Here is a 23,615-nt window from a genome sequence, read left to right as displayed (position 1 = left end):
GGGACAGAGGGTTAGGCCCCACTTCCCGTAGGGCCCTTAACAATGAATTTCGAGGTTATTGTTGGTTTGATGCTTGAGCGGCTTCGATCAAGTCCGCACCAATGTCTTTCTCAAACTTTTTCCAAACAGGTTGCAGAGCTTGAACCCACTGTTGACGTTGCTCTGGTGTCAAAGTACGCACGACACCACCCGCTTCAACAATATTGTTTTTATTGGCTAGGTTCACTTTGCTCGACTCTGAGTTACGAGTCTCAGTCACTTCTTTTAGGATCTGTGCGAACTGCTCACGAGTATCATCCGGCATACCATCCCAGAACTCCTTTGAAGTCACTACAAGATAGTCAAGAATACCGTGGTTGGTTTCTGTCACACCGTCTTGAACTTCAAAGAACTTCTTGCCGTAGATATTTGACCACGTGTTTTCTTGACCATCGATAACCTTCGTTTGCAGGCCGCCATACACTTCTTTGAATGACATTTTCTGAGGGTTTGCACCTAACTGTTCAAACTGAGCAACTAACACGTCAGAAGCTTGAACACGGAATTTCAGGCCTTTCGCATCACCAGGAACAAGAAGTGGCTTATTCGCCGACATTTGTTTCATGCCGTTATGCCAAAATGCCAGACCTTGCAGACCACGACGATTCATCGCGTTCTTCAGTTTTTCACCCGACTCTGAGTTTTGGAAACGATCAACGGCTTCTACGTTTTCAAATAGGAAAGGTAGGTCGAAGATGCGGTACTTCTTGGTGAATTTCTCGAATTTAGAAAGTGAAGGAGCGGCAAGTTGAACATCGCCGTTTAAAAGGGCTTCGAGAACTTTATTGTCATCGTAAAGAGTAGAGTTAGGAAACACCTGCATACACGCTTTACCGTTCATTTCTGTATTTACACGCTCTTCTAACAATGACGCGGCAATACCTTTAGGGTGTTTGTCGGTGTTGGTTACGTGACTAAACTTAATCACAATCTCACCTGGATCACACGCCGCAGAGGCATTAAAACTTGCTAGAGCAATAGCAGAAACAGACAGTAGGGATAGAGGCTTTAACATTATTATTCTCCTTTGGATTAATGCAGTCCCTTCAATGGGTACTGATAATCTTGTTAGAGCAATAACGATGCCAATCAAAAAAAAGCTATAATTACAACGAGTTATAAAAGATTTCTATTTTCAAGTGTAGAACCAGCCTTTGAAATGGGTGGAAAGTGACACATTTATAAAATGAAAAAGGGTAGAAACAAGCCCATTTCTACCCATGGTAACTTCCGCTTTTCTAACGGGAAAAGCAGTTACTAGATAGCCGCTTTAACCGCTTTCGCTAATTTGTGAGCAGCTTTCTTCGGGTCAGCTTCTGGATCGTTAAAAAAGTTGGAAACTACATCCGTAATCGCGCCCAGTACATAACTCGTTGTCGCCATATTTTGCGACATACTTGGTACTAAACCACCATTTTCAATGCTTTGCTCAAATGTTTTTCTAGAATCCAGAGCGCACTTGTCAAAACCGTGCATATCCATATCGGTTCGAACCGGGAAAGATCCTTTGTTTAAGTTGAACACTTCTTGGAACTGCTTATCCATGATGGTTCTGGCGAGTGCTTTCTGGGCGTTCACTTCGGCTTCGTCTTTGATATCAAAGAAGGCAAAACTATCAACATTCTGGATAAACTGCCCTTTAGTACCCGGCGCGGGAACGCATAGGTAATCTTTACCCGGAATTTTTCCTGCGGCGGTAAATTCACCCTTGGCCCAGTCTCCCATGATCTGCATAGCAGCCTGCCCATTAAGAACTCGGTTGGTTGCCACGTTCCACTCTCGACCTTGGACGTCCTCATCCATGTATTCGCGCATTCGGCCGAACGTCTCAAATACCTTCGCCATTTTGTCGCTCGACAAAGTGTCCATATCTAGATTAACAAACGCTTGTCTAAAATCTTCAGGTCCTAGTACCGCAAGGGCAATTGTTTCAAACAGTGTTGTGTCTTGCCAAGGGCCTGAGCCATTAGCAAGAGGTGTGAAGCCCGCAGCTTTGATTTTTTCCGCAGCAGCAAAGAATTGTTCTAGAGTTTCGGGAACCGAATCCACTCCCGATTTTTCTAACACTTGTGGATTGACCCAGAGCCAGTTAACTCGGTGGATATTGACTGGAACAGCAACATATTTGCCATCGTACTTCATGCCTGCCGCTACGACAGGTGGCAATACTTCATCCCACCCATCAGCTTTGGCAACATCATCAAGATTGGTCAGAAAACCTAAACCTCCCCACTCTTGAATATCCTCACCTTTGATCTGGGCAGCTGACGGAGGATTACCCGAGACCGCTCGAGTTTTCAGCACTGTCATAGCGCTTTCACCACCTCCACCAGCAATGGCAAAGTCCTTCCAGGTGTAACCTCGCTGCTCCAATTTCTGTTTTAGGATTTGAACCGATTTAGCTTCACCGCCAGATGTCCACCAGTGCAACACCTCAACTTCACTCGCTTGCAGAAAAGTAGGAAAGATTGTGGAAGTAAGCAGTAACGCTAGTAGTGATTTACGCATATTCATTGCCGTTATCTGTGCATCGATATCACTATAGTGATATCGAGTTATTGGATTCAGTGACTTTAACGCTCTGTTTGAGGTTAATTCAATAGCTAGCCTGCTTAGGCCTCTAGGTTGGGCGGAATAAACACTTGTACTTCTAGCCCACCAAAATCTGCGTTACGAATGATCAAATCGCCGCCAAGGCCGTGCAATATACTGCGACAGATCCCCAAGCCTAAACCATGCCCCTCTTTATCCGTTGCAATGCGAACATATGGCTCGAACACTTCTTCGATGCGAGACTCCGGTATGCCAGGACCTTTATCTAAAATGGTAATGATGATCCATTTGGGATTCTCTTCAATGCTGACAAATGCTCGATTGCCATATTTAACCGCATTATCGATTAGGTTAGTCAGCACTCGTTTAATGGCTAGTGGCTTAACAACTACTGGCTCCATCGGAAGCGCGGTGAAACTAACCAGCGTATGCACTTGGTTATGTGTCTCTGAAACACTGCGAATCATCTCATTGAGGTCAATGTAGGCATTGTTTTCATGTAAATCGGTATCACGTACACACTGCAGCGCGCCTTTCACCATCATTTCAAGGTCATCCAGATCTTGGTTAAACTTGTCTCGCCTGACATCATCATCTAGAAGTTCTGCTCTCAACCTCAAACGTGTAATAGGCGTTTTCAAATCGTGAGAGATAGAAGAAAACAGGTGTTCACGGTCAGATACATACTGGCGAATACGTGTCTGCATACGGTTAAACGCACGTGTTGCCGTCACGAGTTCAGAAGCACCAGCTTCTCTTAATGGTGGCTGATCGATGTCCATACTCATTTCATTCGCAGCTTTCGCCAATCTTCTCAAAGGCTTAACTTGAGCACGAACCAAAAGGAAAGTCAGGATCAGCAACAAGGTTGTAGAAGTAAATAAGAACACCATTTGATCTTGAGTCAGCATGGTATCTTCGAGCTGAATATATGGTGAAGGCAATAAAGCCGCGATATAGATCCACTCATCTTGATTAAGCTTCAATTGTACCACCAGAATTGGCGGGTCTAGTGGACCTAGCGTTAACGTATGGTGTGCCCAAGACTTAGGCAGATCTTTGATAAAAATATCGTTTTTGAGCAGTCGTAAGTTTTCTGCTTTCGAGAAGTTCACCTTTACAGCTTCTATGGTCGGTAGCTTCTCTTCCAGCACTTTGGTCACCGAATCCATAGACGCCAGTTTAAGCGGGGTGTCTGGAATCGGGTCAACGATGAGCTCTTCTTTATTGAATGAAACGAAGAAACGAGTACCACCCATATTACGTATCTGGTCGAGAACAATATGGCGATATTTAATAGGGAGTTTTTGGAAAAAGGTCACCGTTGAAGCGAACATGGTCGCCATACTAGCAGAGGTATCACGAATACCTGATAGCTCATCTTGCTTAGTTTTTTGGTACCAAATTGCCGTGAGTACACCTTGAGAGCACACGACTGCCAACAAAGTCAGCAGCAGTGTTCTCGCGACTAAAGAGTTAGGGCTAAAACGCTTTAGCCAATGAGTTCTAGACATGTGTTATTGGCCATATTCCACTGGAACAGACAGAATATACCCATTACCACGCATGGTTTTAATATAGTGAGGGAAGTTTTTACTAGTGCCTAATCTATTTCGAATTCGGCTTAACTGAACGTCAATGCCACGTTCGTAAGGAAGGGCTTCACGGCCACGAGTCGCAAACGAAATAGTATCGCGATCAAGAATTTCATTCGGGCGCGACAGAAACAGCATTAGCAACGCAAAGTCACTACCGGATAAATCATGCGTACGGCCATTCACCTTATTGGTCATACGATGAGCAATGGTATCCAAATGCCAGTCGCCAAAATCGATCGTTCTTGGTGGCGTTTCTTCTGCCTTATCACCATTGAGATGGGTCCGGCGCAACAGTGCTTTAATTCGAGCCATCAATTGACGCGGACTAAATGGTTTCGCAATGTAATCGTCAGCACCGATTTCTAAACCAATAATTTGATCGGTTTCGTCAGATACTGCGGTTAGCATAATAATGGGTACTTGCGAGTCTCGTCGTACACGCTGACAAAGAGTAAAACCATCGTCTCCCGGTAGCATGACGTCGAGCAGAATAAGATCCGGGTAGCCTTTAGCCTTAATAAACAGCTCCATTTCTACCCCATCTTCAGCAGTAGAAACTTGAAAGCCAGATTTCGTCAAATACTCATCGAGTAAGAGACGGATCTCTTCATCGTCATCTACAACCAAAATGTGCGTCTTAGCCTGCATTTTATTTCCTTAAGTCTGCACTTACTCCCTATAGTGTAAGGCTTTAGCGGAAATTTTATTATTGATTCGTTTATAAAATTTGCAGCTCGAATTTGCGCAAGGTCACAAAAATGACATGATGATACTTTTTAGCCATAAAGGGTTAACAAATTCATTCATCTTTATGATGAGCAACTGATTTCCATACGTTTACCCCATTCAGGTGGAAGCTTGGCAAATTCTTCATGTTCTGCTTGTTCCTCGTAAGGGAATTTGAGTAAGTCCGCCAACTGATGAACCAGTGAAAAATCGCCTTTCTCAGCAAGTTCTATGGCCTGTTGGGCTAAATAATTTCTGAGAATGTACTTTGGATTCGCTAAACGCATTTTTCGGCAGCGCTCGGCTTCAGAATCATTTTCTAACATACAACGTAGCAGGTAGCTTTCTACCCACGCTTGCGCTTTAGCACGATCGATAAACAGGTCAACAACAGGGGCAATGCCGGTACTATCGATATTCGATAGTGCCCTGAAAAATCGGGTGTAATCCACTTTTTCACTTTCCATGAGGTCAAAGCTTCGATTAAAGAAATCTCCATCTTCACTCTGCTTGGTCGACAACCCAAACTTGTCGCGCATTTGGCAACTGTACTCTGTCTGCAAGATTGGCGTAAAGGTTTCCAATCCATGATCTAAGTCTTTTCTATCTATAAGTGGAGACAAAGCATGAGCTAACGCGGTGAGATTCCACATCGCTATGGAAGGTTGATTGTCGAACGCATAACGACCTTGGTAGTCGGAATGATTACAGATATAACCCGGTTCGTAGTCATCCATAAATCCAAATGGGCCATAGTCAAACGTCTGACCCAATATCGACATGTTATCTGTATTCATCACCCCATGAGCAAACCCTTTGGCTTGCCAGTGAGCAATCATTTCTGCAGTTAATCGAACAACTTCAGCGAAGAACGCAACATAGGGCTTGTCAGCGTCCAAACAATCAGGGAAATGCCACTCAATTACTTTATCCGCTAGTAAGCGAAGCTGCTCATGCTGACCGGTATAAAAGAAATGTTCAAAATGGCCAAAGCGAATATGTGTGTCGGCAGCACGAACCAATAATGCTCCCTGCTCCACTTGCTCTCGATACACAGGCGTATCGCTTACCATCATTGCCAATGCTCTAGTGGTAGGAATACCTAACCCTGCCATGGCTTCGCTGCACAAATACTCTCGAATTGTCGAGCGTAGAACCGCCCGACCATCTCCCATTCGCGAATACGGTGTTTGACCCGCACCCTTGAGGTGAAGATCGAAAGTCTGCCCTGACTTTCCTGCGACTTCACCCAGCAACAAACCACGACCGTCACCTAAATCAGGGTTATAAATACCAAACTGGTGACCCGCGTATTTCATTGCGAGTGGCTTGATGTGCTCACTCGATACACTGCCCGAAAGAACATCAAGCAAGGCTTGTTCGCCTTCAACCATCTCTGGAAATCCCAGTTCACCTGCCAGTTCTTGATTCCATGCAACCCAACGAGGATTGTTGAGAGGCGTCGGTTCAACTTGGGTATAAAAGCTATTCGGCAGAGCTAAAAAACGATGAGAAAAGGATAGTGAATCCAGCGAAAACATAGGCGGCTCTATACAAGTCTTAATAACAATTACTTAGAGTATAGCGAGTCGCGGTGGATAGAAAACAAACGAAAAGTGTGGGTATTAACGAAAAGTAAGGATATTAGAAAAAAGAGAGCTTTATAACGGGGAGAAAAAACGATTTACGTTGCCTAGAGGAACGCCCATCTACTAAACAAAGCGTCTGAGTTTGGGCTGTCCCCTAAGAAGTCTAAGTTATTAGAGCATAGCCAGAATGGCTACCACTGTACCGAGAGAGAACAGGCAAGTGCGACTAATAACGCCGAGGTTGGAAGGTTGAATCATTTCTTGATGCATAGGCAAACTCTCCTTTTTGTTACGCTACCATTACAACTTAGGCCTAAATGGTTATTTTTGCAACGCTGTTCGCAAAAATCTTTGAAATAGAGCCAAAAAATTACCAGAAAACGGTCAAAACAACGATGGTGCAACCAAGAAAAGTTGCAAAGCAGATTGGGATAACAAGGTGCTTGTCTCTATCCAGTGAAATAAAGCCTGGCGGCTGATTGATGACAACGGTCACCAATAGGATATTGTACAGTGCGATCAAAACTCCAATAAGAAAAACATCAAAATATACTAAGCTCGTTGCCAAATAGACGTAAAAACCAATTAATACATAATCTATAACCACTAACCAAGCTAAGCACTTTCGCATGTTCAGCACAGAGTGAATGAGTTCAGTCATAACGGCTCATCACTTCAAATGATGTAACTGGCTGATTATAATCTGCTTTTTGCAGCGCTTTACGGTGCGATTCTCGTAAAACTGTGTCGAGTTCTTTTTCTGCCAATGGCGAAGGTCTGGTCGCTTGTTCTAGAGCAAAGGCTTTGTAAACCTTATTCAGTTGCGCCAAAGTTTCAGCGGTTAAAATGTACAACTCGATACGGCGATTAATACCGGATTTGGCGTTATTAAAGTCAATTGGTGCCGTATCACTCATCCCCGTTACTTGAAAAATATGACGCTCTTGAAGACCGCCCTTATCCAAATAGTACCGAGCGCTATTAGCACGATTGCTTGAAAGCTCCCAGTTAGTCATTCGACTTCCTTTATAACGACTTGCATCCGTGTGTCCGGTGATAATCATTTTGTTTTCGATTTTTTCTAGTAATCCGGCTAGGTTCAGCAATAAGTCTTGATAGAAAGGCGTTACCTTGGCCCCTCCTCGGAAAAACATCGGGCCTTTATCAGAGTCTGCGATGACTAGTTTCACGCCTTGAGGTGTTACGAACACACTGACGCTACCTAGGGCATCAATTCCGGATAACTCTTGTTTGACTCGCTGCGCCAAAACTTCCAGTTCTTGTTGGCTATTAAACTCACCTTCAAGTACAGAAGTGTCATTAATGCGATGCAGCTCCGCGTCGTAATGAGAGGTTGCTACATGAGGTAATGGCAGTGGGTTAATTGAGTTGCCACCACTTTCGTTCGTACCTAAGTGCATGATGGGATCATTGCCATAGGCAAAGTAATTCAACAATTTCTTCTGGTCATCCACATCGACGACTTGCAGTATCCACAACACGAGGAAAAGACACATTAGCGAAATCATCAAATCTGCCATGGCAACTTTCCATCCGCCGTGTTGCAGCTCGCCGCGCTTACGGCGCCCTTTTTTATTGATGATGACATTTGGCTGTTCCATCATTCGCTCCTTAGCCCTATGAAGGCTGCTGTCTGAGCACTTCGACTGCTTTTTCTAGCTCAACAAATGACGGCTTATAACGAGTTTCGATGTTTTTGCGTCCAGCATTAGCACACATGTGCGCCGATTGACCTTGAGCGTAAGCAGACAGGATTGATTTCACACACAGTAGTGGCGCTAACTGATTCTCAGAAACATCTTTGATACTGCTAGACATTGGCCCAAGTACACAATAACAACCAAAAACCCCAGTAAATGTTCCCACCAGAGCGCCAGCGATATTCTGACCAATCTCGCTGATCTCACCGTCAAGGCCTTGCATCGTCAGAATGATCCCCATTACTGCAGCTAAAATACCAAGCCCCGGCATAGCCTCAGCAGTAGCGTGTAGTTTCTCGGAAGGCTTGGTGTATTCATCCTCGAGATGCTCGATCTCTTCTTCTAGAAATGCTTCCAATACGTGTTGCGATTGTTTACCAGTGATCACTTGTCGAAATGAATCAATAATGAATTGAGTCGTAAGAGCGTCACTAGTGATCTTTGGATACTTACTGAAAATTTTACTTGAATCAGGATTCTCAACATGAATATCTAACGCTTTGATATTCTGAACTCGTGCAGTATTGATTAGCTCAAACATTAACGATAGTAGCTGTTGATAATAGTCCTTGTTATAAGGCGTAGAACGAAAAGCGATGCCAACTTGCTGAGCCATCAATTTCATCGTTGCAGACGTAGTAGACATTAATAGACTGGCAAATGCCGCCCCAAAAATGATTATGATTTCCGACAGCTTGAAAATAAATTCAAACTTCCCACCAAGAAAAATGAAGCCGCCAAAAATAACGCTCAGCACGATAACAATACCGATTAGTTTTTGCATACATCACTCTCCTTCATTCTACTCTTGAGAATGTCTAAACCTCGGTGTTTTAATCGATGCACTTTGATTTCGTTGATATCGAGGACCAGTGCCGTCTCTTTGGTGCTTAGACTTTTCACGTAAACCAAGTAAAGAATGCGCTGCTCCATCTCAGGAAGCGTATTCAACACTTGTTTCACCTCATTAAAAAGCACTTCTCTGTCTGTCTCCGGAACGGCTGTCACCACCGTTTCCAGCTCAATATCATCAAACACATCCACTAACGTCATCGCTTGTTGATAATCATTACTTTCAATGCCTAAGTAATGACAAATCTCATTAGTTGTGGGCTGTCTTGCCAACTGCTGTACTAATTGTCTTTCAGCGAGCTTGATTCGATTCACCAATTGGCGTTTATCTCGCTCCATATAGTCGCGACGTCTGAGTTCATCGACTAATTCGCCTCGAATTCGTACCGCTACCGCCCGTCGAAAATCATCATTAGCAACATGGTCAAACTTCCTAAGCTCGATGACCAAAGTCATCATGGCCGTTTGCCGTAAATCCTCAAACGTTCCTTCATCAACTGCGTAGCGATATTGATAAAGCAGTCCGTTAATCAACTTGATGTTTTGTTGCAGCACCAATTTTTCTAACTCCTGCAACGTCGCTTGGTCGTTAGTTTGGGTGTGCTGGTATTTGGGCTGCATCAACATAGTAACGACCTATTGAAATACCGCTTTGGTGACAAGTACATCGCCAACTTGCAGGCTCGGTAGTTCATCTAAGTCATCTTTGAGATCATCCTGAATCACATAGATAAACTGTTTGTTGTAGAAATAAGAGGCCTCTTTGACACTGAATTTTTTGATGATGCGGTTCTTAATTCGGCTTAATTGCTCATACACGTATGCGCCATTTTTCTGTGGGGTAAACATCGAAACATCAAGCAAAAGCAAGCTTTGTCGATTGCCCAGGTTAATAGGCACCAGTACATTTTCTAGCTGAATTTCAACCTGCTGCATTTTAGCTGGCTCTGGTTCTTTCGGTGAAAGCCAAGCAGTCAAGGACTCCATATTCAGCGTATTACTTTGGTACAACCAGAAACCTGTGACCGAAAGCGCGAGAGTAACGATGAACGTAACGATAATTTTAGTCATCTCTAAGCCCTCGCAATGTATGCACGATATTCCAAAACATCGCCGTTATCTTGAGAAGGAAGATCATTCGCTTGCGGGCTGACCTCTTGCTCTGAATAATCGCTCTGCTCTTGAGATTGAAACTGCTGTGAGTTCGATTGTTCCAAAGAGATATTTACCTCAGACAGCTCACTATTTTGTGCGACGAGCTCCGCCCTCAAACGCTCTGACGTTGCTAAAATTGCCTCTCGCGTGGCAGCAGATGTAGCGCTCATTTGTATCGTGACCCGCTCGCCATCAACTCTTACGTGCATCTCCACTTTTCCAAGCTCAGGTGGATCAAAGCGTATTCGAGCCGCTTGATTCATGGTGTCCAATTGAAGTTGTATTTTATCTCTCAACACTTGATGAATTTGTCTTTGACTATCTACATCAAGCGCTTTACTTACCTCAATGGTCGGTACTAATCGACTTGCTATCGTTTCATTGGCTAGATACGGCGCTTCGATGGATTGATGGGTGATTGATCCAAGCGGTAATTGCGTACTAAGCTTTAAGCTAGCTGGTGTCCAAGGGTTCATAGAGCTAGCCTTAGACGCAATGCTAGGCAACGACGACTCCAAGTTGAGCAAATTAGGATTAGTCTGGGGAAGGCCCTTTGGTAGCCATCTGTCCTTAATATCCAATATCACAGCACTCAGTACCTGTTGAGAAAAGGAGGTATTGTTTGAAGTCACTAGCACTTCATCATTTTTGTACTCGTCAGCTTCAAAAGAAAAAAGATGGGACTGCGATGACGCTGCTAGCACTTTAGTAGAATCTGCTATTGAGCGTGCAACTTCATTTAGTCGAAGCGGTAACTGTTCTGCGGGCAGAAGCAAGTTAACACTTGACGTCCGCGTAGGCTCTTCAAGACTCACAGACTCTAAATTACGGCTCTCATTAACCCCGCGAATAACGCTCTCAGAGACTACGACGTCTTGTTCAATAGGCAAGGATTGCTGCACCTGATTAAGCACTGAGAACAGAGTTTGAAATGAATGAGCGAGTGGCGTCATTCGGGTTTCCCCAAGCTCAGAAGACAAGGAACTGAGAGCCGTAGAGGTCGAATTGCTCTTCACCGTCGCATCTACCGCCGACAGCAAATCAAAAACCAATCCATTGGTCGCCCAACTATTTGATGCCATATTCCCTTGCAGTTCCATCACTGTTCTCCTGCTCTCACTTGTGTCTGGGCATACGCTTTATCTCGCTCGCGCAGACTTGAATTGTCACTAAGCTGCTGTTTAAGGATGACTTGTTCATGCTCTACTAATGCTCTGCATTGGTTGTGAACACTTTTCAATCGCACGACCAGAGGCAGATAGCTCGGATGTGATTGCTCTATGGTTAGCAGCACCTGTTTGAGCAAACGATTTAACTTTTCTATCTCAGAAAATTGTCTGTTTTTGACCGCCTGTTCTAGCTTGAGAACAAGACGTTCTACTTGCTCAGGACTGGGCTTCATCAAGCCACTCCATTGCGCCTTCCCATCCCTCTTTAAGATCAGTCATCACTTCAATAAGCTTGTCGATCAGCTCGGTATTCATCTCCTTAGATGCTTCAAATACAGTCGCAATACCATGTTCATAGAGCGCATGGATGTTCTGAATCAAAGCTTCACCTGTCGACAAATCGAGAGAAGCGTCTAGCCCAACTAAGATATCAATGGATTTTTGAGAAGCTTTGGATTTGAGCTCGAGATCCTTATGCTCTATCGCGTATTTAACGCTTTCTAACTCTTGAATCAGACGCTCATGTAGCATACATATCAACTCAAAGCTCGATGAGACCGATGCGTTAGCAGCGACTTGAACATTGGCATAGTTAGCTTGTTGCTGTTTTCCTAATAGCATGGCGGTTTCTCCCTAAACCGTGAAAAGTCCGGAAACAGAATCCAATTGGCTACTTAGTGAGTTCAATTGGGTAAACTGGGCAAGGTAGCGGTTGTAATAGGTTTCATAACGCGTATCCAAAACGGATAGAGCGTCGTTAATACGACTTTTTTCATCGTTCAAGGTATCAATTCGGCGATTGAGCGAGCCATTTGAGAAGTCGATATAGCTCTCTAACTGCGTTTCAAACGCTTCAAACACACCGCCCGTACCTGTAAATAGTGTTTCAAAATCGATGCTAGGAGCCGCACTTTCAAACGTACCCGAGTCCAAACTCAATCTGCCGTCGCGATCAATTTCCAGCCCTAACTCAAAGAGTCGAGTTCCGTCATAGTCAGCTCTAATAACATTGGATAATTGATTTTTGATATTGCGTATTGTGCTATCGGAAGCGAGCACGCCCCGTGCTTCATCTTCGTTTCCTGATTGAGTCAAGTTAGTGATTTCGCTGACGGCGTTGTTGTAGGCGTCTACAAACTCTTGCAGCGATGCTACGGTGGCTGATATATCATCGCCTATATTGATACTAGTCGCAGTATCACCGCTGGTGTTGGCTTTGCGAACCGTGAGGTCTACACCATCTATTAAGTCTTCGAAAGTATTGCTAGAGCTGGTCAGCTGCGTACCAAATTCATTGCCGAGAGTAATAATGGCATCTTGACCAGCTTGTAACGGCGCCGCACTTGCCGCTGCTACCGTAGTATCCCAACCACTTGCCGCATCTGCAGATAAGGTGAAACTGGCATCAACCCCTTCATTGTCGGAGCCAAACAACACTTTCATCGCCCCTTGCGACTTCACTAACGTTGCTTGAATTGAACCGTCAAACTGATCGTTGAAGTAAGTGACAAATTCACTGTAGGTGACATCGCCACTAATGTCGGTATCGGCATCCATAATGTTGATGTTGGTCGTGACTCCACCTTGAGTCACTGAAAAACTTCCAGCCGCAGCCATAACATCGTTCGGATCGGTAGAATTAGCATCAAATACAACTTGATGATTAGAAGCCATCTGCTTAACGAAGACATCAAGATTAACGTCTTCAGCACCTGGACTTGTGGTTAACGAAAAGTAGTCTTCACTAGAGATTGATGTTGAGGTTTGAGTGAGACTAGAGCCGGTTTTTGTAAACTGGTAGATTTTATCTTCGAGAGATTGTAATGCAGATTTGACTTTGTTGATGGCAGAAGTCTTAGACGAAATCGTTGACAATTTTTGGTTATAGCGCAGCTCAAAAGGCTGCACATCTAAGCTTGCAAAATTACTGGCGAGCTGCACCGCATCAACGTTCATGATCCTTCCCTCTTTAGTACAATAAGGAGGTACAGCTCTCTCCTCCTTGGAATGTTGTGACTATGGTTATCCTAATAAGCTCATCGCTAGTTGAGGTACCATTTTCGATGCACTAAGCATTGACGCCCCTGATTGCATTAGCATTTGTTGTTTGCTCATATTGCCCGATTCTGAGGCAAAATCAGTGTCCATAATTCGGCCTTTAGAAGCGTCCACATTTTCAGTCATATTACCGAGGTTGGTAATGGTGTGTTCTAGTCGATTGATTGTGGCACCAAATGTAGAGCGAATTTCACCTAGGTTACCGACAAATCCATTGTCCGTTGCCGTTGCTGGAACGCCAGTCAAAGCATCCATAGCGGCAAGTGCATTAGCTTGTGTTGTCAAATCACCAATACCTAATGACCCAGAAGTACCTACAAAAGTCTGAATGTCGGCTAGAGCCGATGACCCTCCGCCAACCGTTGTATCGAATGTCAACGTTTCTGCTGATGTGCTACCTATCTGGAAATCGATAGTGGCATCAAAAGCCCCTGTACCACTCATCAAGTTGTTACCACCGTAGTTAGTGTTTGCCAAAATATTCGCCAGCTCTTCACCTAACTGCTGATACTCTGAATCCAATGCAGCTAAATCTGCTGTAGTATTCGTACCGTTAGCCGCTTGAGTCGCTAGGTCGTTCATTCGATATGCGATATTAGTCATCTCATCGAAGGCACCCTCTGCTGTTTGCAGCATCGAAATAGCATCTTGTGAGTTACGCATTGCTACATTCATACCACGAGACTGCGCTTCCAAACGGTTAGCAATTTGCAAACCCGCCGCATCGTCCGCAGCTGAGTTAATTCGAAAGCCGGTAGACAGTTTTTCCATAGATTTAGTTAACGCACTGTTTGTCGACTGCAAAGTGTTCTGCGTGACCAAGCTTGCGTAGTTAGTGTGTACTGATATAGCCATCTGATGATCCCCATCTGTGTTTGCTGTTCAGTAACTGCTAACGACAGTGGAAAAATTCCATTTCATTTTTTTCGAAAAAATCACTAAACCTTAAAATTGCAAGACTCAAAAATGAGAAGTGCGTGAAAAATATCCTAGTATTTTAATCAACAATAACCACAAAAATGGCTGTTATGGGAAACGTATTTAAGGCAGTGGCATCAAGGTTAACGATTCCAATCGTACTACTCATGATCCTCGCGATGGTTATTCTGCCGTTGCCACCGATCCTGCTCGATGCGTTTTTTACCTTTAATATCATGCTAGCTATTGTGGTACTGCTGGTCAGTAGTACCGTCACTCGAGTTCTCGACTTTTCTATTTTTCCATCCCTGCTTCTGGTCGCGACATTGCTTCGTTTAACGCTGAATGTGGCATCAACTCGCATCGTTTTGCTTGAGGGTCATAACGGTGGCGATGCCGCTGGTAAAGTCATTCAGTCGTTTGGTGAAGTCGTTATTGGTGGTAGCTACGTTGTTGGTATTGTGGTGTTTGTGATTCTGATGATCATTAACTTTGTGGTGATCACCAAAGGTGGCGAGCGGATCTCAGAAGTATCTGCACGATTTACTCTTGATGCGCTACCAGGGAAACAGATGGCAATCGATGCCGACCTCAATGCAGGTGCCATAGACCAAAACGAAGCCAAAGTTCGACGCTTAGAAGTCGGTGAAGAAGCGGAGTTTTACGGCGCAATGGACGGGGCGAGTAAGTTCGTTCGAGGCGATGCTATTGCTGGACTATTGATCCTGTTCATCAATTTGATCGGTGGCGTGCTGATCGGGATTTTTGAACATGGACTTTCTGCAGAAGAAGCGTTTCAAACCTACGCTTTACTGACTATAGGTGATGGCCTCGTCGCCCAGATCCCATCACTATTACTCGCGACTTCCGCTGCCATTATCGTGACGCGTATTAGTGACAATGATAATGACATGGCACAAACCGTAAAGAGGCAGTTGCTCGCCTCGCCAAACAACCTTTATATGGCAGCGGGCGTAATGTTCGTAATAGGTAGCGTGCCGAATATGCCTCATCTGGCTTTTTATACTTTCACTGTCCTACTGGCATTTGTCGGTTGGCGCCAGTCAAAGTTTCAGGCTACCCCTGAACAGGTTGAATCTGATGTAGGCTCTTTACCTCGCACCAATCATGAAAGCACAATTGATTGGAGCATCATTCCCAATGTCGATGTGATAGCACTCTCTCTGGGATTTAAATTGGTGCCTCTTGCCAATAACAAGAAAGGAGGCAATCTGATCAAGAGTATTCGCGGCAGCCGAAAAACACTTAGCGAACAAATTGGCTTTGTGATTCCAGAAGTGATTATCACCGATAATCTCGCGCTCAAACCCTCAGAATACGCAATTAGCATTGATGGTGATGAAATAGAACGTGGTGAAGTCTATGCCGATAAGTCCATGGCAGTGGGCAACCGAATTGATCATCCAGACTTAGATGGCATCGTGGGTGTCGACCCTGCTTATCAGCTTCCAGCTCTATGGATTAATCAAGCAGACAAAACCAAAGCCATTAACCTCGGATTTCAAGTCATTGAGGTGTATGACGTAATTGCGACTCACGTCAGTAAAGTATGCAGTGAACATCTCGATAATATCTTTAATTATGATGATGTTAAGGCAATCAATCATCGACTCGCTATTCACCACCCTGAACTGGCAGAAAACCTCGCCAACATCATTTCACCGAACCTGCAAATGCAAGTGATTCGTCAGTTACTTGCTCAGCAAGTGCCAATCATTAATGTACGAACCATAGCGAATACCATTATCGAAAGTATCGATACCGTCAAAGATCCAATCTTGCTGTCATCAAATATTCGTGTGGCGTTAAAACGTACCATAGTAAATTTGGTATCACCCAACAGCAAAACCATTAACGCCTTTATTATCGGTTCTGCGTTGGAAAATGAGCTTAAGGGCGCGATTTCTCTTAGCCAACAGAGCGATCCTAATATTCCGTTAGATGCCATCCCTGTCGAGCCCTCTGTCTTACAGAAGTTTCAAAATCGTATGCCTACCATAGTACAAACCATGCAAAGCCAAAATCTGCCACCCGTTATCGTTGTTCCACCAACCACACGACCTATGGTGGCCAAATTAGCTAAGGCTTTTGCCAAAGAGCTTATAGTGCTTAGCTACAATGAAATTCCGAATGAGTATGGGTTAAACGTACTTGGCGATGTTGAGTAGAGTCAAAAAACCGAGTTACGTTAATAACTCGGCATCAATCAGCTCTTTTTTTGGGGGTGGAGACGTTTATTGAGGAATAACAACTTGCCCTGAAACAATCGGAAAAGTACCCGTCTTTGGCTTACTATCCATTCGGATAGTCGTTGGAGTACCTGAGACTTCATAAGTGACATCGTAGCCGACCACTTTGGTAGACGTAGTGTATTTTGTTGTGCAGCGTCTTTCTGTTGTACTTATGGTGTTATTCTTCTGAGCATTTTCTTGGATTTTTCTTCCTGTCATAGCACCCGCTACAGTGCCGACTGCCGTTGCGACGGTTTTTCCTGAACCTCCACCAACTTGATTACCTAGTGCAGCACCTGCGGCCGCCCCACCTAGCGTCCCTAAGAGCTTATTCTCATCTCTAACTTCAGCCTGTCTAGTCACCACTACATCATTACACTCTTGATGCGGTGTTTTTATTGCCTTGGTCACCGCTTCTACAAAAGTTATTTTGGCTTCCGTTGGAGCTTCTTGCTCTTTTTGACAACCAGACATTGCCAACATCGTGATTACTACCAGCGCCACTGCTTTCTTGTTCATGGAATTCTCCTAGTTATTGTTGCTACGGCTGCATGATAAGGAGAAAAGAACCGTGTATTTCAGCGGTGAATGAATTCTATGTCATTGTCTGGTAAAGAGTCAGAGCACTATTAGCGCAGCGTCAAACTGTGATGGTAAACCTGTATTTTTAATGTCCCTAGGGTATGATGCTCGCGTCCTAATCGTTGTTTGATGGCCATGTTTTCTCGTTGTTTTACCGTTACACTAGCTCTGTTCCTATCAGTCATTATGCTGGTAGTGAGTTTTGTTGCGATCAGTAACGAGTCAAACGAAGTCTTTTCCCATTCTCTCTCAACGCTCGATAGCCACACCAACTCAGTTGTCTCTAACAAAGCACTATCAAACAAAGTGGAAATGGCTAATCCACATCAATGCTGTGCGTCATTTTGTTTGCTTAAAGTTCCTTGTGGACAATCATTGGTCGTACTTAACTCGAGCACCACGTCGCTCGCCTTAATGTCAATTGATGACATAGGCAAAGCAATTGGCAGAGTTCAAACCCTTTTCCGCCCTCCTATCGCATAACTCCGTTTCCCCAGCATTTAACGCGAGATTTCGCACCCTATTTATTTTTTCGGAGTTATCCCTATGAAGGCATTGTTTACCCTTTTTTCTGCGCTACTACTAAGCGTATCGGCTCATGCGGCTAAATTTGAGCAAGGTACTCACTACAAGGTATTGGATGTTGAAAAGTCAGCCACACCCAAAGTAACCGAGTTCTTTTCATTTTATTGTCCACACTGCTACAAATTCGAATCTGTAGTAGAAAACCTCAAGCCTGCGCTAGCTGATGGCGTTAAATTTGAGAAAGTTCACGTTGCGTTTATGGGCAATGATATGGCAGTACCAATGGCAAAATCGTACGCCACCATGGTTGCTTTAAAGGTAGAAGATAAGATGGTTCCTGCGATGTTTAATCAGATCCACGAAATAGGCAAAAGACCAGTTAACGAGCAAGAGCTCAAACAAATCTTTGTCAGCAATGGTATTGATGGCAAAGCCTTTGACTCGGCGTACAACAGTTTTGTCGTCAACTCAATGCAGAAGAAATTTGATAAGCAGTTTGATGCGAGCACATTAACTGGCGTACCTGGTGTATTAGTTAACAACAAATACATCGTTCAGCCGACAGGTATTAAAAGTTATAAGGAGTACAACGAATTAGTGAATTACCTGCTCACGCTGTAGTGGCTTTAGTTCTGCTCAGACAAGCATAAGAAAAACCTAGAGCTTCACCTTCGCTCTAGGTTTTTTCGTTAATACACTCTCACTTGATTTTTCTTGATCACTACACCTCGCAACAGTTTCCCCGACTGCTGATTTTGAACCGATACCGTGTCGCCGACTAAACCACTTTCAAGAGCCGTTCCCAACGTCTCTAGCCGTATCGTCTCTGACTGGTAAACCACATCAACGGCCTGACCTTTCTCCACATCGTAATCAAGATACAAACGTGATGTGGTCAGAAGCTCGCCCTTTTTCACCGAGCGCTTCAATTTACTTCCCACAACTTCACTGGGTTTAAAAAATACCTTTTTATCGGTGTAGAGTTTAATTGGCTTTATTGCGATGTCGGAGGGAGATAAGCGCTGGCCTTTTCGCAAAGCTTTATCGGCTGTCACAGCCCAGATAGTGAGGCTGGCTGACGAAGTTGCAGATAAACTCCACCTCTGAGCTTCACATCGTAATGTCCACTTCTGCTTTCCCAGTTTAATCTCACTACGATGATGAATTGCTACTGGTTTTGAGCAAGGCTCGAGTTGATGAATAGCTTTTGAAAAACGAATACTGACATCGAGTTGATACTGTTGCGGGTAACGATAGCGAACTGTCTGCTCTATCAGCGAATGAATACGAGTGGAAAGGTGTTGCTCGAGCTCAGAACTCGAAGCAACTGCGGCTTGCATATTAGTTATGCAGCCGTACGCGATAAGCAATATGAGTAATAATCCGGTCTTAGACATTAATCCTTAACTTATGTTTTCCAAGCGCTTCCTCCATCGCTTGGTGCTGCATCAGCATGATATTACCTTGGCGCTCCAGCTTGGTCTTACATTGTCCAATTGATTGTTCAATCTGCTTATCCAAAGCTTGAACTCGTTGCAGCACCCCACCTTGTAGTTTTGCCTGTATCACTTTGGTGTATTGCCTGTCCTGACAACCCAGCCGCTTTGCCATTGCGTAGCGCTTTAGGTCGGCTTCAGCCATTCGATGAGTTAGTGAAGTGATGGTTTGGTTAAGTGACTCTAAATTTTGATATTCGCGATTGAGTATCGCCGCGCGAATATCGTCTAGTCCAGAAGATAGCTGGCGAGAAAACTCCAAAATATGCTGACCATAGGTAATGTAGCCTATCAACGTGCTTTTATTACCCATGGTCTAGTCTCGCTATAACTTTCGCTAGCTCATCCATATCAAACACCAATTCCCCCGAGGCTATTTGCGCTTTGATTTGTTCAACCTTGGCGCTATCAATTTCTTCAACTCCGTCAAAAAAACTCTTCGCATTTTCCAACAAGTCCACTTCATGTTGTGACAGATTGATTTGCTTCACTTTGACCTTTTGGTCTGGCTCAACCTTTTTGTTTTGAACCACATCAACTTGGGTATGCGGAACAATATGCTTCACATTATCGACCTTGATTTGACTCATATCCCGTTACTCACTTTGCTCACTTCTAATTAACTATAACGGCAATATTTCACGTCTGTTTCACCTTTTTCTCAGTAACTTGATAACGTTGTCTCGGCTAGGGCCACTAAAACCACGATGAATGGACTTCAACGATAGCTCTGGGTTATTTGCTAAATGCTGTTTAAAGCTGCCAAACTGCTCCAATTCAGGATGGGTACAAAAAGCAATGAGTTGATTTGCTCGTACTTTTTTTGTTTTTAGTACTTTCGATAGCGCTAAATACAACTTATTGACTCGCTCAAGCAGTGCTTCGATGTGTTGTATCGCGCCCGATTCATTCACCAGTAAACGACCAATGGTGTCTAGCACTGGATAACAGGCTTGAGCTTGAACGGCTATCGGAGCACCTTCAGCGTAACGCCCACCCTGTCCGGAAACGAAAACTTGGCCGTCCCACGCACGCCAATGCTCATCTCGCATTCCAATCACAAACTCTTGTTGTTGATTAAGTCGTAACTGCAAATGGGCATACGCAAACATCATCTTAAACTGCTCTAACAAGACTTCACGGTCTTCTGTGCGCTCAAAGGCTAACGCCACCAGCCGATTATTGATGTAGAGCGACACCACCTCATCTCGCAAACGCTCTCGTTGGAAATCGAGCCCTGGTATCGTAAATTCAATGAGAGGATTATCGGTTTGAATAGGAGCAAAGCTAGAATCCACGACATAGTGACCAAACAAGCGCTTTTGACTCCAAAACAGTAACTTCTTCTTGATGGTATCGATTTGGTTAGCTTGATCTGGACTGTAATGCGCCAACTCAGCAATCTGTCTAAGTTTGATAAGTTCACTAGCGACAGTTCTTAGAACTTCTCCGGCCATCATTAAGCGGCTATACATCTTGTGCGAATCGGACACTTCTGCGATAAGCTTGGGGCGTTCTTGCAAGTTCAACTGCATCATTTGCTGGTGCAATAAGACTGATGAGGGTTGGCGCGTCGAAAGCTTTTCCGGACGTTTTATCTTGCCCGCACTCGCTGGATTGACCTGATTTTTCCTCTGTGTAATCCCGGTTAACTTCATCCTACCTCTCCCACTAGGTCAATCGTGGCTCGTTGGCAAAGTTGAGCTTAATTATCTCTTCAGACTGCATCTGCTTAACAATGTCGATTACTTCTTTTCGAGCCTGTTCTACCTGACTTACGGGCACAGCACCGATACGTACCAAATTTTCTTTTAGCTCGGTAGAAACCCGCTGTGGCATAGAGTTGATGATGTACAGGCGGCAATCTTTGTTTGTCCCTTTAAGGGCGTATGCCCATAACTCAAGACTGACTCTTTCATTAATGAGGTTGATAGTTTCAAGGTCTTGATTAAACAGAGTGAAGAAGTCAAACATCGCCTCTTCTACCAGCTCAGCAGCTTCTTCATCATGATCGTGAAGAAATTGGAATAAGTTGCTCTTATCGCCGGAATAGCGATTGATAAGGTTTGCCACCACCTTTGAGCCTTGTAGGCTTGCTGATCCGCCGCTGTGATAATTGATTTTGCAGCGATCGATAAGGTCCTTTAGCGTCTCCATTAACCCAGAGGTCAAAACCTGTGTTTTGGATATTTGCAGAATCAACTCGTGGCACTCTTGTTCATCGTATTCGTCCATGACTCTAGCGCTGTACTCAAGTGGCAAATGAGCAATCAGTAACGCCTGCAAATTAATGTGTTCTTTCTTGAGGTCGTTGACTAACAAATCAGGCGGAATCCAAGCCAGTTTTTCTGCGTGCGAACGAATCTCATCACCGTAGATTTCGGATACCAAATCTCGTGCTAAGTTACCGTTGAGCGTCTTCTCCAAGACATTGGTTATATATTGTCGTGTCCCACCTAGAATGCCTGAGTGCTTTCTAAAATCATCAAAAAAACCGGACAACGAAACCAGCGCATCTTTAGCCTTAATGTCTTTCATTTTACTCATCGCATGAGTAATCTGTTTGATCTCTTCATGGGTGAATCCTTTGAGAACCTCAGACCCAATATCTTCGCCCATACTCAATACCAACATGGCGACACCATCCACAGACTGATAAGTTTGTTTGTCATCCATACACGTCCCCTCTGATAATCCTTTGCTATGCCTGAATCCACGTTCGCAAAATCTCGGCTACTCGATTTGGGTCTTCTTTAGCGATAAGTTTCAGGTGCTTGATCTGCACCTCTAGCGGGCTATCGGCCGATGGCAAATTGTCGTCCAACGCTTTGATACCCGTGGCATCAATGCCTAGTGATTCCAGTTTCGACTGTAAGGCCGCTTCTGCTGCTCGTTCTTCTTTGGTAATCACATCATCGTATTCCATGCTCTCGGCTTCTTGTTCCTCCTGCTCAGCGGACTTCGTTAAATATTGAGTCAGCGGGCGCAAGACCACCATGATCATTAAACCACTCAACATCACACCCAATAGATACTTGAGTGGCTGCATAATATTGGTATTTTCAAACCAAGCTACGGGGGCTTGATCTGGAATACTGGCAACCACAAACGGGAAATGTGTGATGTGTATAGTGTCACCGCGAGTTTCGCTGAACCCTATTGCAGAGCGAACCACATTTTCGACATTAGTAAGCTCTTCCGGTGTCCAGGTTTGATTGGCGTTGGCCAAGTCATTGACGACAATAGAAACAGAAAGGTTTTGTAACACGCCCTGTTGATGTTGGATATGACGTACTTTGCCACTCACCGCATAATCTCGTGACGTTTCGCTGCGATTCACCTTAGCGTTTGGCTCCGGCTGAGGCTCGCCATCGGTCACTGGGGGCGTGTTACTCAAGGCACCCGGAATACCCAGAGCCATTGAGGACTCATTTACATCGTTAAGAAGAGTTTCCTTTCGCACAACGGGGTCAGCATAAATTTCTTCTGTCTCTTCTATGCGGGAGAAATCAATATCACTTGCGATTTGAACTCGGAAATTACTGGCACCTAGAATTGGAGTAAGCATATCTGTGGCTTGCGCAACCAAGGTTCTTTCTAGGTTACGTTTATAGTCAGATTGCTTACCTGTGGTGACCGTGATATCGCCAACGGTAGCATCGTTAGATAATAAGCGGCCGTGCTGGTCAACGACTCTCACATGTTCCGACTTAAGACCAATGACAGCACCAGATACCAAATTGATTACCGATTCAACTTGAGTCGGTTTGAGATCCATTCCATTGATGATGTGGACGATAACAGACGCTCTTGGTTGTTCTCCGTCTTCACGCATAAACAAGCTTTCTTTCGGAATAGCGAGGTGCACCCGGGCCAAGCTGACCGCACTCATAGTGGTTATACTGCGCGCCAACTCTCCTTCTAATGCATGACGGTAACGGGCATTCTCCATAAACTGGCTTTCACCAAGGCTTTTTGAACTATCGAGTGAATCAAAGCCACTTGGCAGTTGTTCTTTTAACCCTTTTGACGCCAGAATCATGCGAATTTTAGCTACATCACCTTCCGGAACCAATATCTGACCATCATCTTGACTAAGCTGGTAACGTATCGATTCTTCGTCGAGGAGCTGCAAAACTTGGCTAGAATCGAAGTTTGCTGACTTGCTATACAAGGGCCGAAACCGCTCCGCCGATGTCCACAGCATTATGACAATGATCGCCGCCGTAATCGTGGCGAATATGGTGATAATAATGACGTTGCGTTGCGAGCTTTGCCAAAACGTATTAAGCCAGCCAGAGGCTTTGTTGAGCTTCTCTTTCGCCGCTCCCATATTGTTGGCTAACGCTGGTTTTGTTTCTAATTCTGCAGCCATCGCCGTT

The 23,615-nt window shown here is 44.4% G+C and carries 25 protein-coding genes; 3 read left to right on the top strand and 22 right to left on the bottom strand.

Annotated features, from left to right (window positions below):
- Window positions 1–55: 55 nt before the first annotated feature.
- From OH456_RS21095 to lafA, 15 genes are all read right to left on the bottom strand, one after another.
- Entirely contained in the window at window positions 56–1,054 is a 999-nt protein-coding gene (locus OH456_RS21095) for a TRAP transporter substrate-binding protein (protein ID WP_006075543.1), read from the bottom strand.
- Between the two features lie 242 nt (window positions 1,055–1,296).
- Window positions 1,297–2,553 (bottom strand): ABC transporter substrate-binding protein, encoded by a 1,257-nt coding sequence (locus OH456_RS21090; RefSeq protein WP_038223373.1) that lies wholly within the window; start codon window positions 2,551–2,553, stop codon window positions 1,297–1,299.
- A gap of 98 nt (window positions 2,554–2,651) precedes the next feature.
- Complete coding sequence (locus tag OH456_RS21085) at window positions 2,652–4,106, bottom strand: ATP-binding protein (protein WP_198557450.1); 1,455 nt, start codon at window positions 4,104–4,106, stop codon at window positions 2,652–2,654.
- A 3-nt stretch (window positions 4,107–4,109) separates the two neighbouring features.
- The gene (locus OH456_RS21080; RefSeq protein WP_006074338.1) at window positions 4,110–4,838 is read right to left on the bottom strand and encodes a response regulator; all 729 of its coding nucleotides are present in this window, start codon (window positions 4,836–4,838) and stop codon (window positions 4,110–4,112) included.
- Window positions 4,839–4,999: 161 nt separating this feature from the next.
- The gene (locus tag OH456_RS21075) at window positions 5,000–6,457 is read right to left on the bottom strand and encodes a protein adenylyltransferase SelO (protein ID WP_198557449.1); all 1,458 of its coding nucleotides are present in this window, start codon (window positions 6,455–6,457) and stop codon (window positions 5,000–5,002) included.
- 418 nt (window positions 6,458–6,875) lie between these two features.
- Window positions 6,876–7,166, bottom strand: coding sequence for a hypothetical protein (locus OH456_RS21070; RefSeq protein ID WP_006074335.1), 291 nt, complete (start codon window positions 7,164–7,166; stop codon window positions 6,876–6,878).
- Window positions 7,159–8,127, bottom strand: coding sequence for an OmpA family protein (locus OH456_RS21065; RefSeq protein WP_124941227.1), 969 nt, complete (start codon window positions 8,125–8,127; stop codon window positions 7,159–7,161). Before OH456_RS21065 ends, OH456_RS21070 begins: the two co-directional genes overlap by 8 nt.
- Before the next feature lie 16 nt (window positions 8,128–8,143).
- Window positions 8,144–9,010, bottom strand: coding sequence for a flagellar motor stator protein MotA (gene motA, locus OH456_RS21060; protein ID WP_006074333.1), 867 nt, complete (start codon window positions 9,008–9,010; stop codon window positions 8,144–8,146).
- Window positions 8,998–9,705, bottom strand: coding sequence for a sigma-70 family RNA polymerase sigma factor (locus tag OH456_RS21055; protein ID WP_006074332.1), 708 nt, complete (start codon window positions 9,703–9,705; stop codon window positions 8,998–9,000). Before OH456_RS21055 ends, motA begins: the two co-directional genes overlap by 13 nt.
- A 9-nt stretch (window positions 9,706–9,714) precedes the next feature.
- On the bottom strand, window positions 9,715–10,149 hold the full coding sequence (locus tag OH456_RS21050; protein WP_124940757.1) for a flagellar biosynthesis sigma factor: 435 nt from the start codon (window positions 10,147–10,149) through the stop codon (window positions 9,715–9,717).
- A gap of 2 nt (window positions 10,150–10,151) precedes the next feature.
- Window positions 10,152–11,333, bottom strand: coding sequence for a flagellar hook-length control protein FliK (locus tag OH456_RS21045; protein ID WP_270034198.1), 1,182 nt, complete (start codon window positions 11,331–11,333; stop codon window positions 10,152–10,154).
- Window positions 11,333–11,635 carry a hypothetical protein gene (locus tag OH456_RS21040; protein ID WP_006074329.1) on the bottom strand — a complete coding sequence of 101 codons (303 nt, stop codon included), beginning with the start codon at window positions 11,633–11,635 and terminating at the stop codon, window positions 11,333–11,335. The genes OH456_RS21045 and OH456_RS21040 overlap by 1 nt, the downstream gene beginning before the upstream one ends.
- Window positions 11,619–12,023 carry a flagellar export chaperone FliS gene (fliS, locus tag OH456_RS21035; RefSeq protein WP_006074328.1) on the bottom strand — a complete coding sequence of 135 codons (405 nt, stop codon included), beginning with the start codon at window positions 12,021–12,023 and terminating at the stop codon, window positions 11,619–11,621. The genes OH456_RS21040 and fliS overlap by 17 nt, the downstream gene beginning before the upstream one ends.
- Before the next feature lie 12 nt (window positions 12,024–12,035).
- Complete coding sequence (gene fliD / locus OH456_RS21030; protein ID WP_236111563.1) at window positions 12,036–13,358, bottom strand: flagellar filament capping protein FliD; 1,323 nt, start codon at window positions 13,356–13,358, stop codon at window positions 12,036–12,038.
- Between the two features lie 66 nt (window positions 13,359–13,424).
- Window positions 13,425–14,315 (bottom strand): lateral flagellin LafA, encoded by an 891-nt coding sequence (lafA, locus tag OH456_RS21025; protein ID WP_124940754.1) that lies wholly within the window; start codon window positions 14,313–14,315, stop codon window positions 13,425–13,427.
- A 164-nt stretch (window positions 14,316–14,479) separates the two neighbouring features.
- Between lafA and OH456_RS21020 the strand changes: the two genes are divergently transcribed.
- The gene (locus OH456_RS21020) at window positions 14,480–16,567 is read left to right on the top strand and encodes a flagellar biosynthesis protein FlhA (protein WP_124940753.1); all 2,088 of its coding nucleotides are present in this window, start codon (window positions 14,480–14,482) and stop codon (window positions 16,565–16,567) included.
- 66 nt (window positions 16,568–16,633) lie between these two features.
- On the opposite strand, the gene OH456_RS21015 is transcribed toward OH456_RS21020, so the two are convergent.
- A complete protein-coding gene (locus OH456_RS21015) occupies window positions 16,634–17,149 on the bottom strand; it encodes a glycine zipper 2TM domain-containing protein (protein WP_270034197.1) in 516 nt (171 codons plus the stop codon).
- 192 nt (window positions 17,150–17,341) lie between these two features.
- Between OH456_RS21015 and OH456_RS21010 the strand changes: the two genes are divergently transcribed.
- Together OH456_RS21010 and OH456_RS21005 are read left to right on the top strand one after the other, a co-directional pair.
- Complete coding sequence (locus OH456_RS21010) at window positions 17,342–17,695, top strand: hypothetical protein (protein WP_270034196.1); 354 nt, start codon at window positions 17,342–17,344, stop codon at window positions 17,693–17,695.
- Window positions 17,696–17,758: 63 nt separating this feature from the next.
- Entirely contained in the window at window positions 17,759–18,358 is a 600-nt protein-coding gene (locus tag OH456_RS21005) for a thiol:disulfide interchange protein DsbA/DsbL (RefSeq protein WP_270034194.1), read from the top strand.
- A 68-nt stretch (window positions 18,359–18,426) separates the two neighbouring features.
- Here OH456_RS21005 and flgA read toward each other — a convergent pair whose 3' ends face one another.
- From flgA to fliF, 6 genes are read right to left on the bottom strand one after another with little or no spacing between them, the layout of a single operon-like run.
- Window positions 18,427–19,134 (bottom strand): flagellar basal body P-ring formation chaperone FlgA, encoded by a 708-nt coding sequence (gene flgA, locus OH456_RS21000; RefSeq protein ID WP_124940749.1) that lies wholly within the window; start codon window positions 19,132–19,134, stop codon window positions 18,427–18,429.
- Window positions 19,127–19,546 carry a hypothetical protein gene (locus OH456_RS20995; RefSeq protein WP_236111570.1) on the bottom strand — a complete coding sequence of 140 codons (420 nt, stop codon included), beginning with the start codon at window positions 19,544–19,546 and terminating at the stop codon, window positions 19,127–19,129. The genes flgA and OH456_RS20995 overlap by 8 nt, the downstream gene beginning before the upstream one ends.
- Entirely contained in the window at window positions 19,539–19,823 is a 285-nt protein-coding gene (locus OH456_RS20990) for a flagellar biosynthesis anti-sigma factor FlgM (RefSeq protein ID WP_270034193.1), read from the bottom strand. The genes OH456_RS20995 and OH456_RS20990 overlap by 8 nt, the downstream gene beginning before the upstream one ends.
- Window positions 19,824–19,883: 60 nt before the next feature.
- Window positions 19,884–20,891 carry a hypothetical protein gene (locus OH456_RS20985; RefSeq protein WP_198557442.1) on the bottom strand — a complete coding sequence of 336 codons (1,008 nt, stop codon included), beginning with the start codon at window positions 20,889–20,891 and terminating at the stop codon, window positions 19,884–19,886.
- Between the two features lie 13 nt (window positions 20,892–20,904).
- Window positions 20,905–21,909, bottom strand: coding sequence for a FliG C-terminal domain-containing protein (locus tag OH456_RS20980; protein WP_006074317.1), 1,005 nt, complete (start codon window positions 21,907–21,909; stop codon window positions 20,905–20,907).
- 25 nt (window positions 21,910–21,934) lie between these two features.
- Window positions 21,935–23,608 (bottom strand): flagellar basal-body MS-ring/collar protein FliF, encoded by a 1,674-nt coding sequence (gene fliF / locus OH456_RS20975; protein ID WP_270034192.1) that lies wholly within the window; start codon window positions 23,606–23,608, stop codon window positions 21,935–21,937.
- Window positions 23,609–23,615 lie beyond the last annotated feature (7 nt).

Source organism: Vibrio sp. La 4.2.2, assembly GCF_027586995.1.
In the GTDB taxonomy this organism is placed as follows: Bacteria; Pseudomonadota; Gammaproteobacteria; order Enterobacterales; family Vibrionaceae; genus Vibrio; species Vibrio mediterranei.
Note: the sequence above shows the minus strand (reverse complement) of the source record. Positions and strands in the feature narration are given on the sequence as shown.

Excerpts from the sequence above, each read along its gene's own strand:
- OH456_RS21095 (WP_006075543.1), bottom strand. The coding sequence starts at position 1,054 with ATGTTAAAGCCTCTATCCCTACTGTCTGTTTCTGCTATTGCTCTAGCA.
- OH456_RS21090 (WP_038223373.1), bottom strand. The coding sequence starts at position 2,553 with ATGAATATGCGTAAATCACTACTAGCGTTACTGCTTACTTCCACAATC.
- OH456_RS21085 (WP_198557450.1), bottom strand. The coding sequence starts at position 4,106 with ATGTCTAGAACTCATTGGCTAAAGCGTTTTAGCCCTAACTCTTTAGTC.
- OH456_RS21080 (WP_006074338.1), bottom strand. The coding sequence starts at position 4,838 with ATGCAGGCTAAGACGCACATTTTGGTTGTAGATGACGATGAAGAGATC.
- OH456_RS21075 (WP_198557449.1), bottom strand. The coding sequence starts at position 6,457 with ATGTTTTCGCTGGATTCACTATCCTTTTCTCATCGTTTTTTAGCTCTG.
- OH456_RS21070 (WP_006074335.1), bottom strand. The coding sequence starts at position 7,166 with ATGACTGAACTCATTCACTCTGTGCTGAACATGCGAAAGTGCTTAGCT.
- OH456_RS21065 (WP_124941227.1), bottom strand. The coding sequence starts at position 8,127 with ATGGAACAGCCAAATGTCATCATCAATAAAAAAGGGCGCCGTAAGCGC.
- motA (WP_006074333.1), bottom strand. The coding sequence starts at position 9,010 with ATGCAAAAACTAATCGGTATTGTTATCGTGCTGAGCGTTATTTTTGGC.
- OH456_RS21055 (WP_006074332.1), bottom strand. The coding sequence starts at position 9,705 with ATGTTGATGCAGCCCAAATACCAGCACACCCAAACTAACGACCAAGCG.
- OH456_RS21050 (WP_124940757.1), bottom strand. The coding sequence starts at position 10,149 with ATGACTAAAATTATCGTTACGTTCATCGTTACTCTCGCGCTTTCGGTC.
- OH456_RS21045 (WP_270034198.1), bottom strand. The coding sequence starts at position 11,333 with ATGGAACTGCAAGGGAATATGGCATCAAATAGTTGGGCGACCAATGGA.
- OH456_RS21040 (WP_006074329.1), bottom strand. The coding sequence starts at position 11,635 with ATGAAGCCCAGTCCTGAGCAAGTAGAACGTCTTGTTCTCAAGCTAGAA.
- fliS (WP_006074328.1), bottom strand. The coding sequence starts at position 12,023 with ATGCTATTAGGAAAACAGCAACAAGCTAACTATGCCAATGTTCAAGTC.
- fliD (WP_236111563.1), bottom strand. The coding sequence starts at position 13,358 with ATGAACGTTGATGCGGTGCAGCTCGCCAGTAATTTTGCAAGCTTAGAT.
- lafA (WP_124940754.1), bottom strand. The coding sequence starts at position 14,315 with ATGGCTATATCAGTACACACTAACTACGCAAGCTTGGTCACGCAGAAC.
- OH456_RS21020 (WP_124940753.1), top strand. The coding sequence starts at position 14,480 with ATGGCTGTTATGGGAAACGTATTTAAGGCAGTGGCATCAAGGTTAACG.
- OH456_RS21015 (WP_270034197.1), bottom strand. The coding sequence starts at position 17,149 with ATGAACAAGAAAGCAGTGGCGCTGGTAGTAATCACGATGTTGGCAATG.
- OH456_RS21010 (WP_270034196.1), top strand. The coding sequence starts at position 17,342 with ATGGCCATGTTTTCTCGTTGTTTTACCGTTACACTAGCTCTGTTCCTA.
- OH456_RS21005 (WP_270034194.1), top strand. The coding sequence starts at position 17,759 with ATGAAGGCATTGTTTACCCTTTTTTCTGCGCTACTACTAAGCGTATCG.
- flgA (WP_124940749.1), bottom strand. The coding sequence starts at position 19,134 with ATGTCTAAGACCGGATTATTACTCATATTGCTTATCGCGTACGGCTGC.
- OH456_RS20995 (WP_236111570.1), bottom strand. The coding sequence starts at position 19,546 with ATGGGTAATAAAAGCACGTTGATAGGCTACATTACCTATGGTCAGCAT.
- OH456_RS20990 (WP_270034193.1), bottom strand. The coding sequence starts at position 19,823 with ATGAGTCAAATCAAGGTCGATAATGTGAAGCATATTGTTCCGCATACC.
- OH456_RS20985 (WP_198557442.1), bottom strand. The coding sequence starts at position 20,891 with ATGAAGTTAACCGGGATTACACAGAGGAAAAATCAGGTCAATCCAGCG.
- OH456_RS20980 (WP_006074317.1), bottom strand. The coding sequence starts at position 21,909 with ATGGATGACAAACAAACTTATCAGTCTGTGGATGGTGTCGCCATGTTG.
- fliF (WP_270034192.1), bottom strand. The coding sequence starts at position 23,608 with ATGGCTGCAGAATTAGAAACAAAACCAGCGTTAGCCAACAATATGGGA.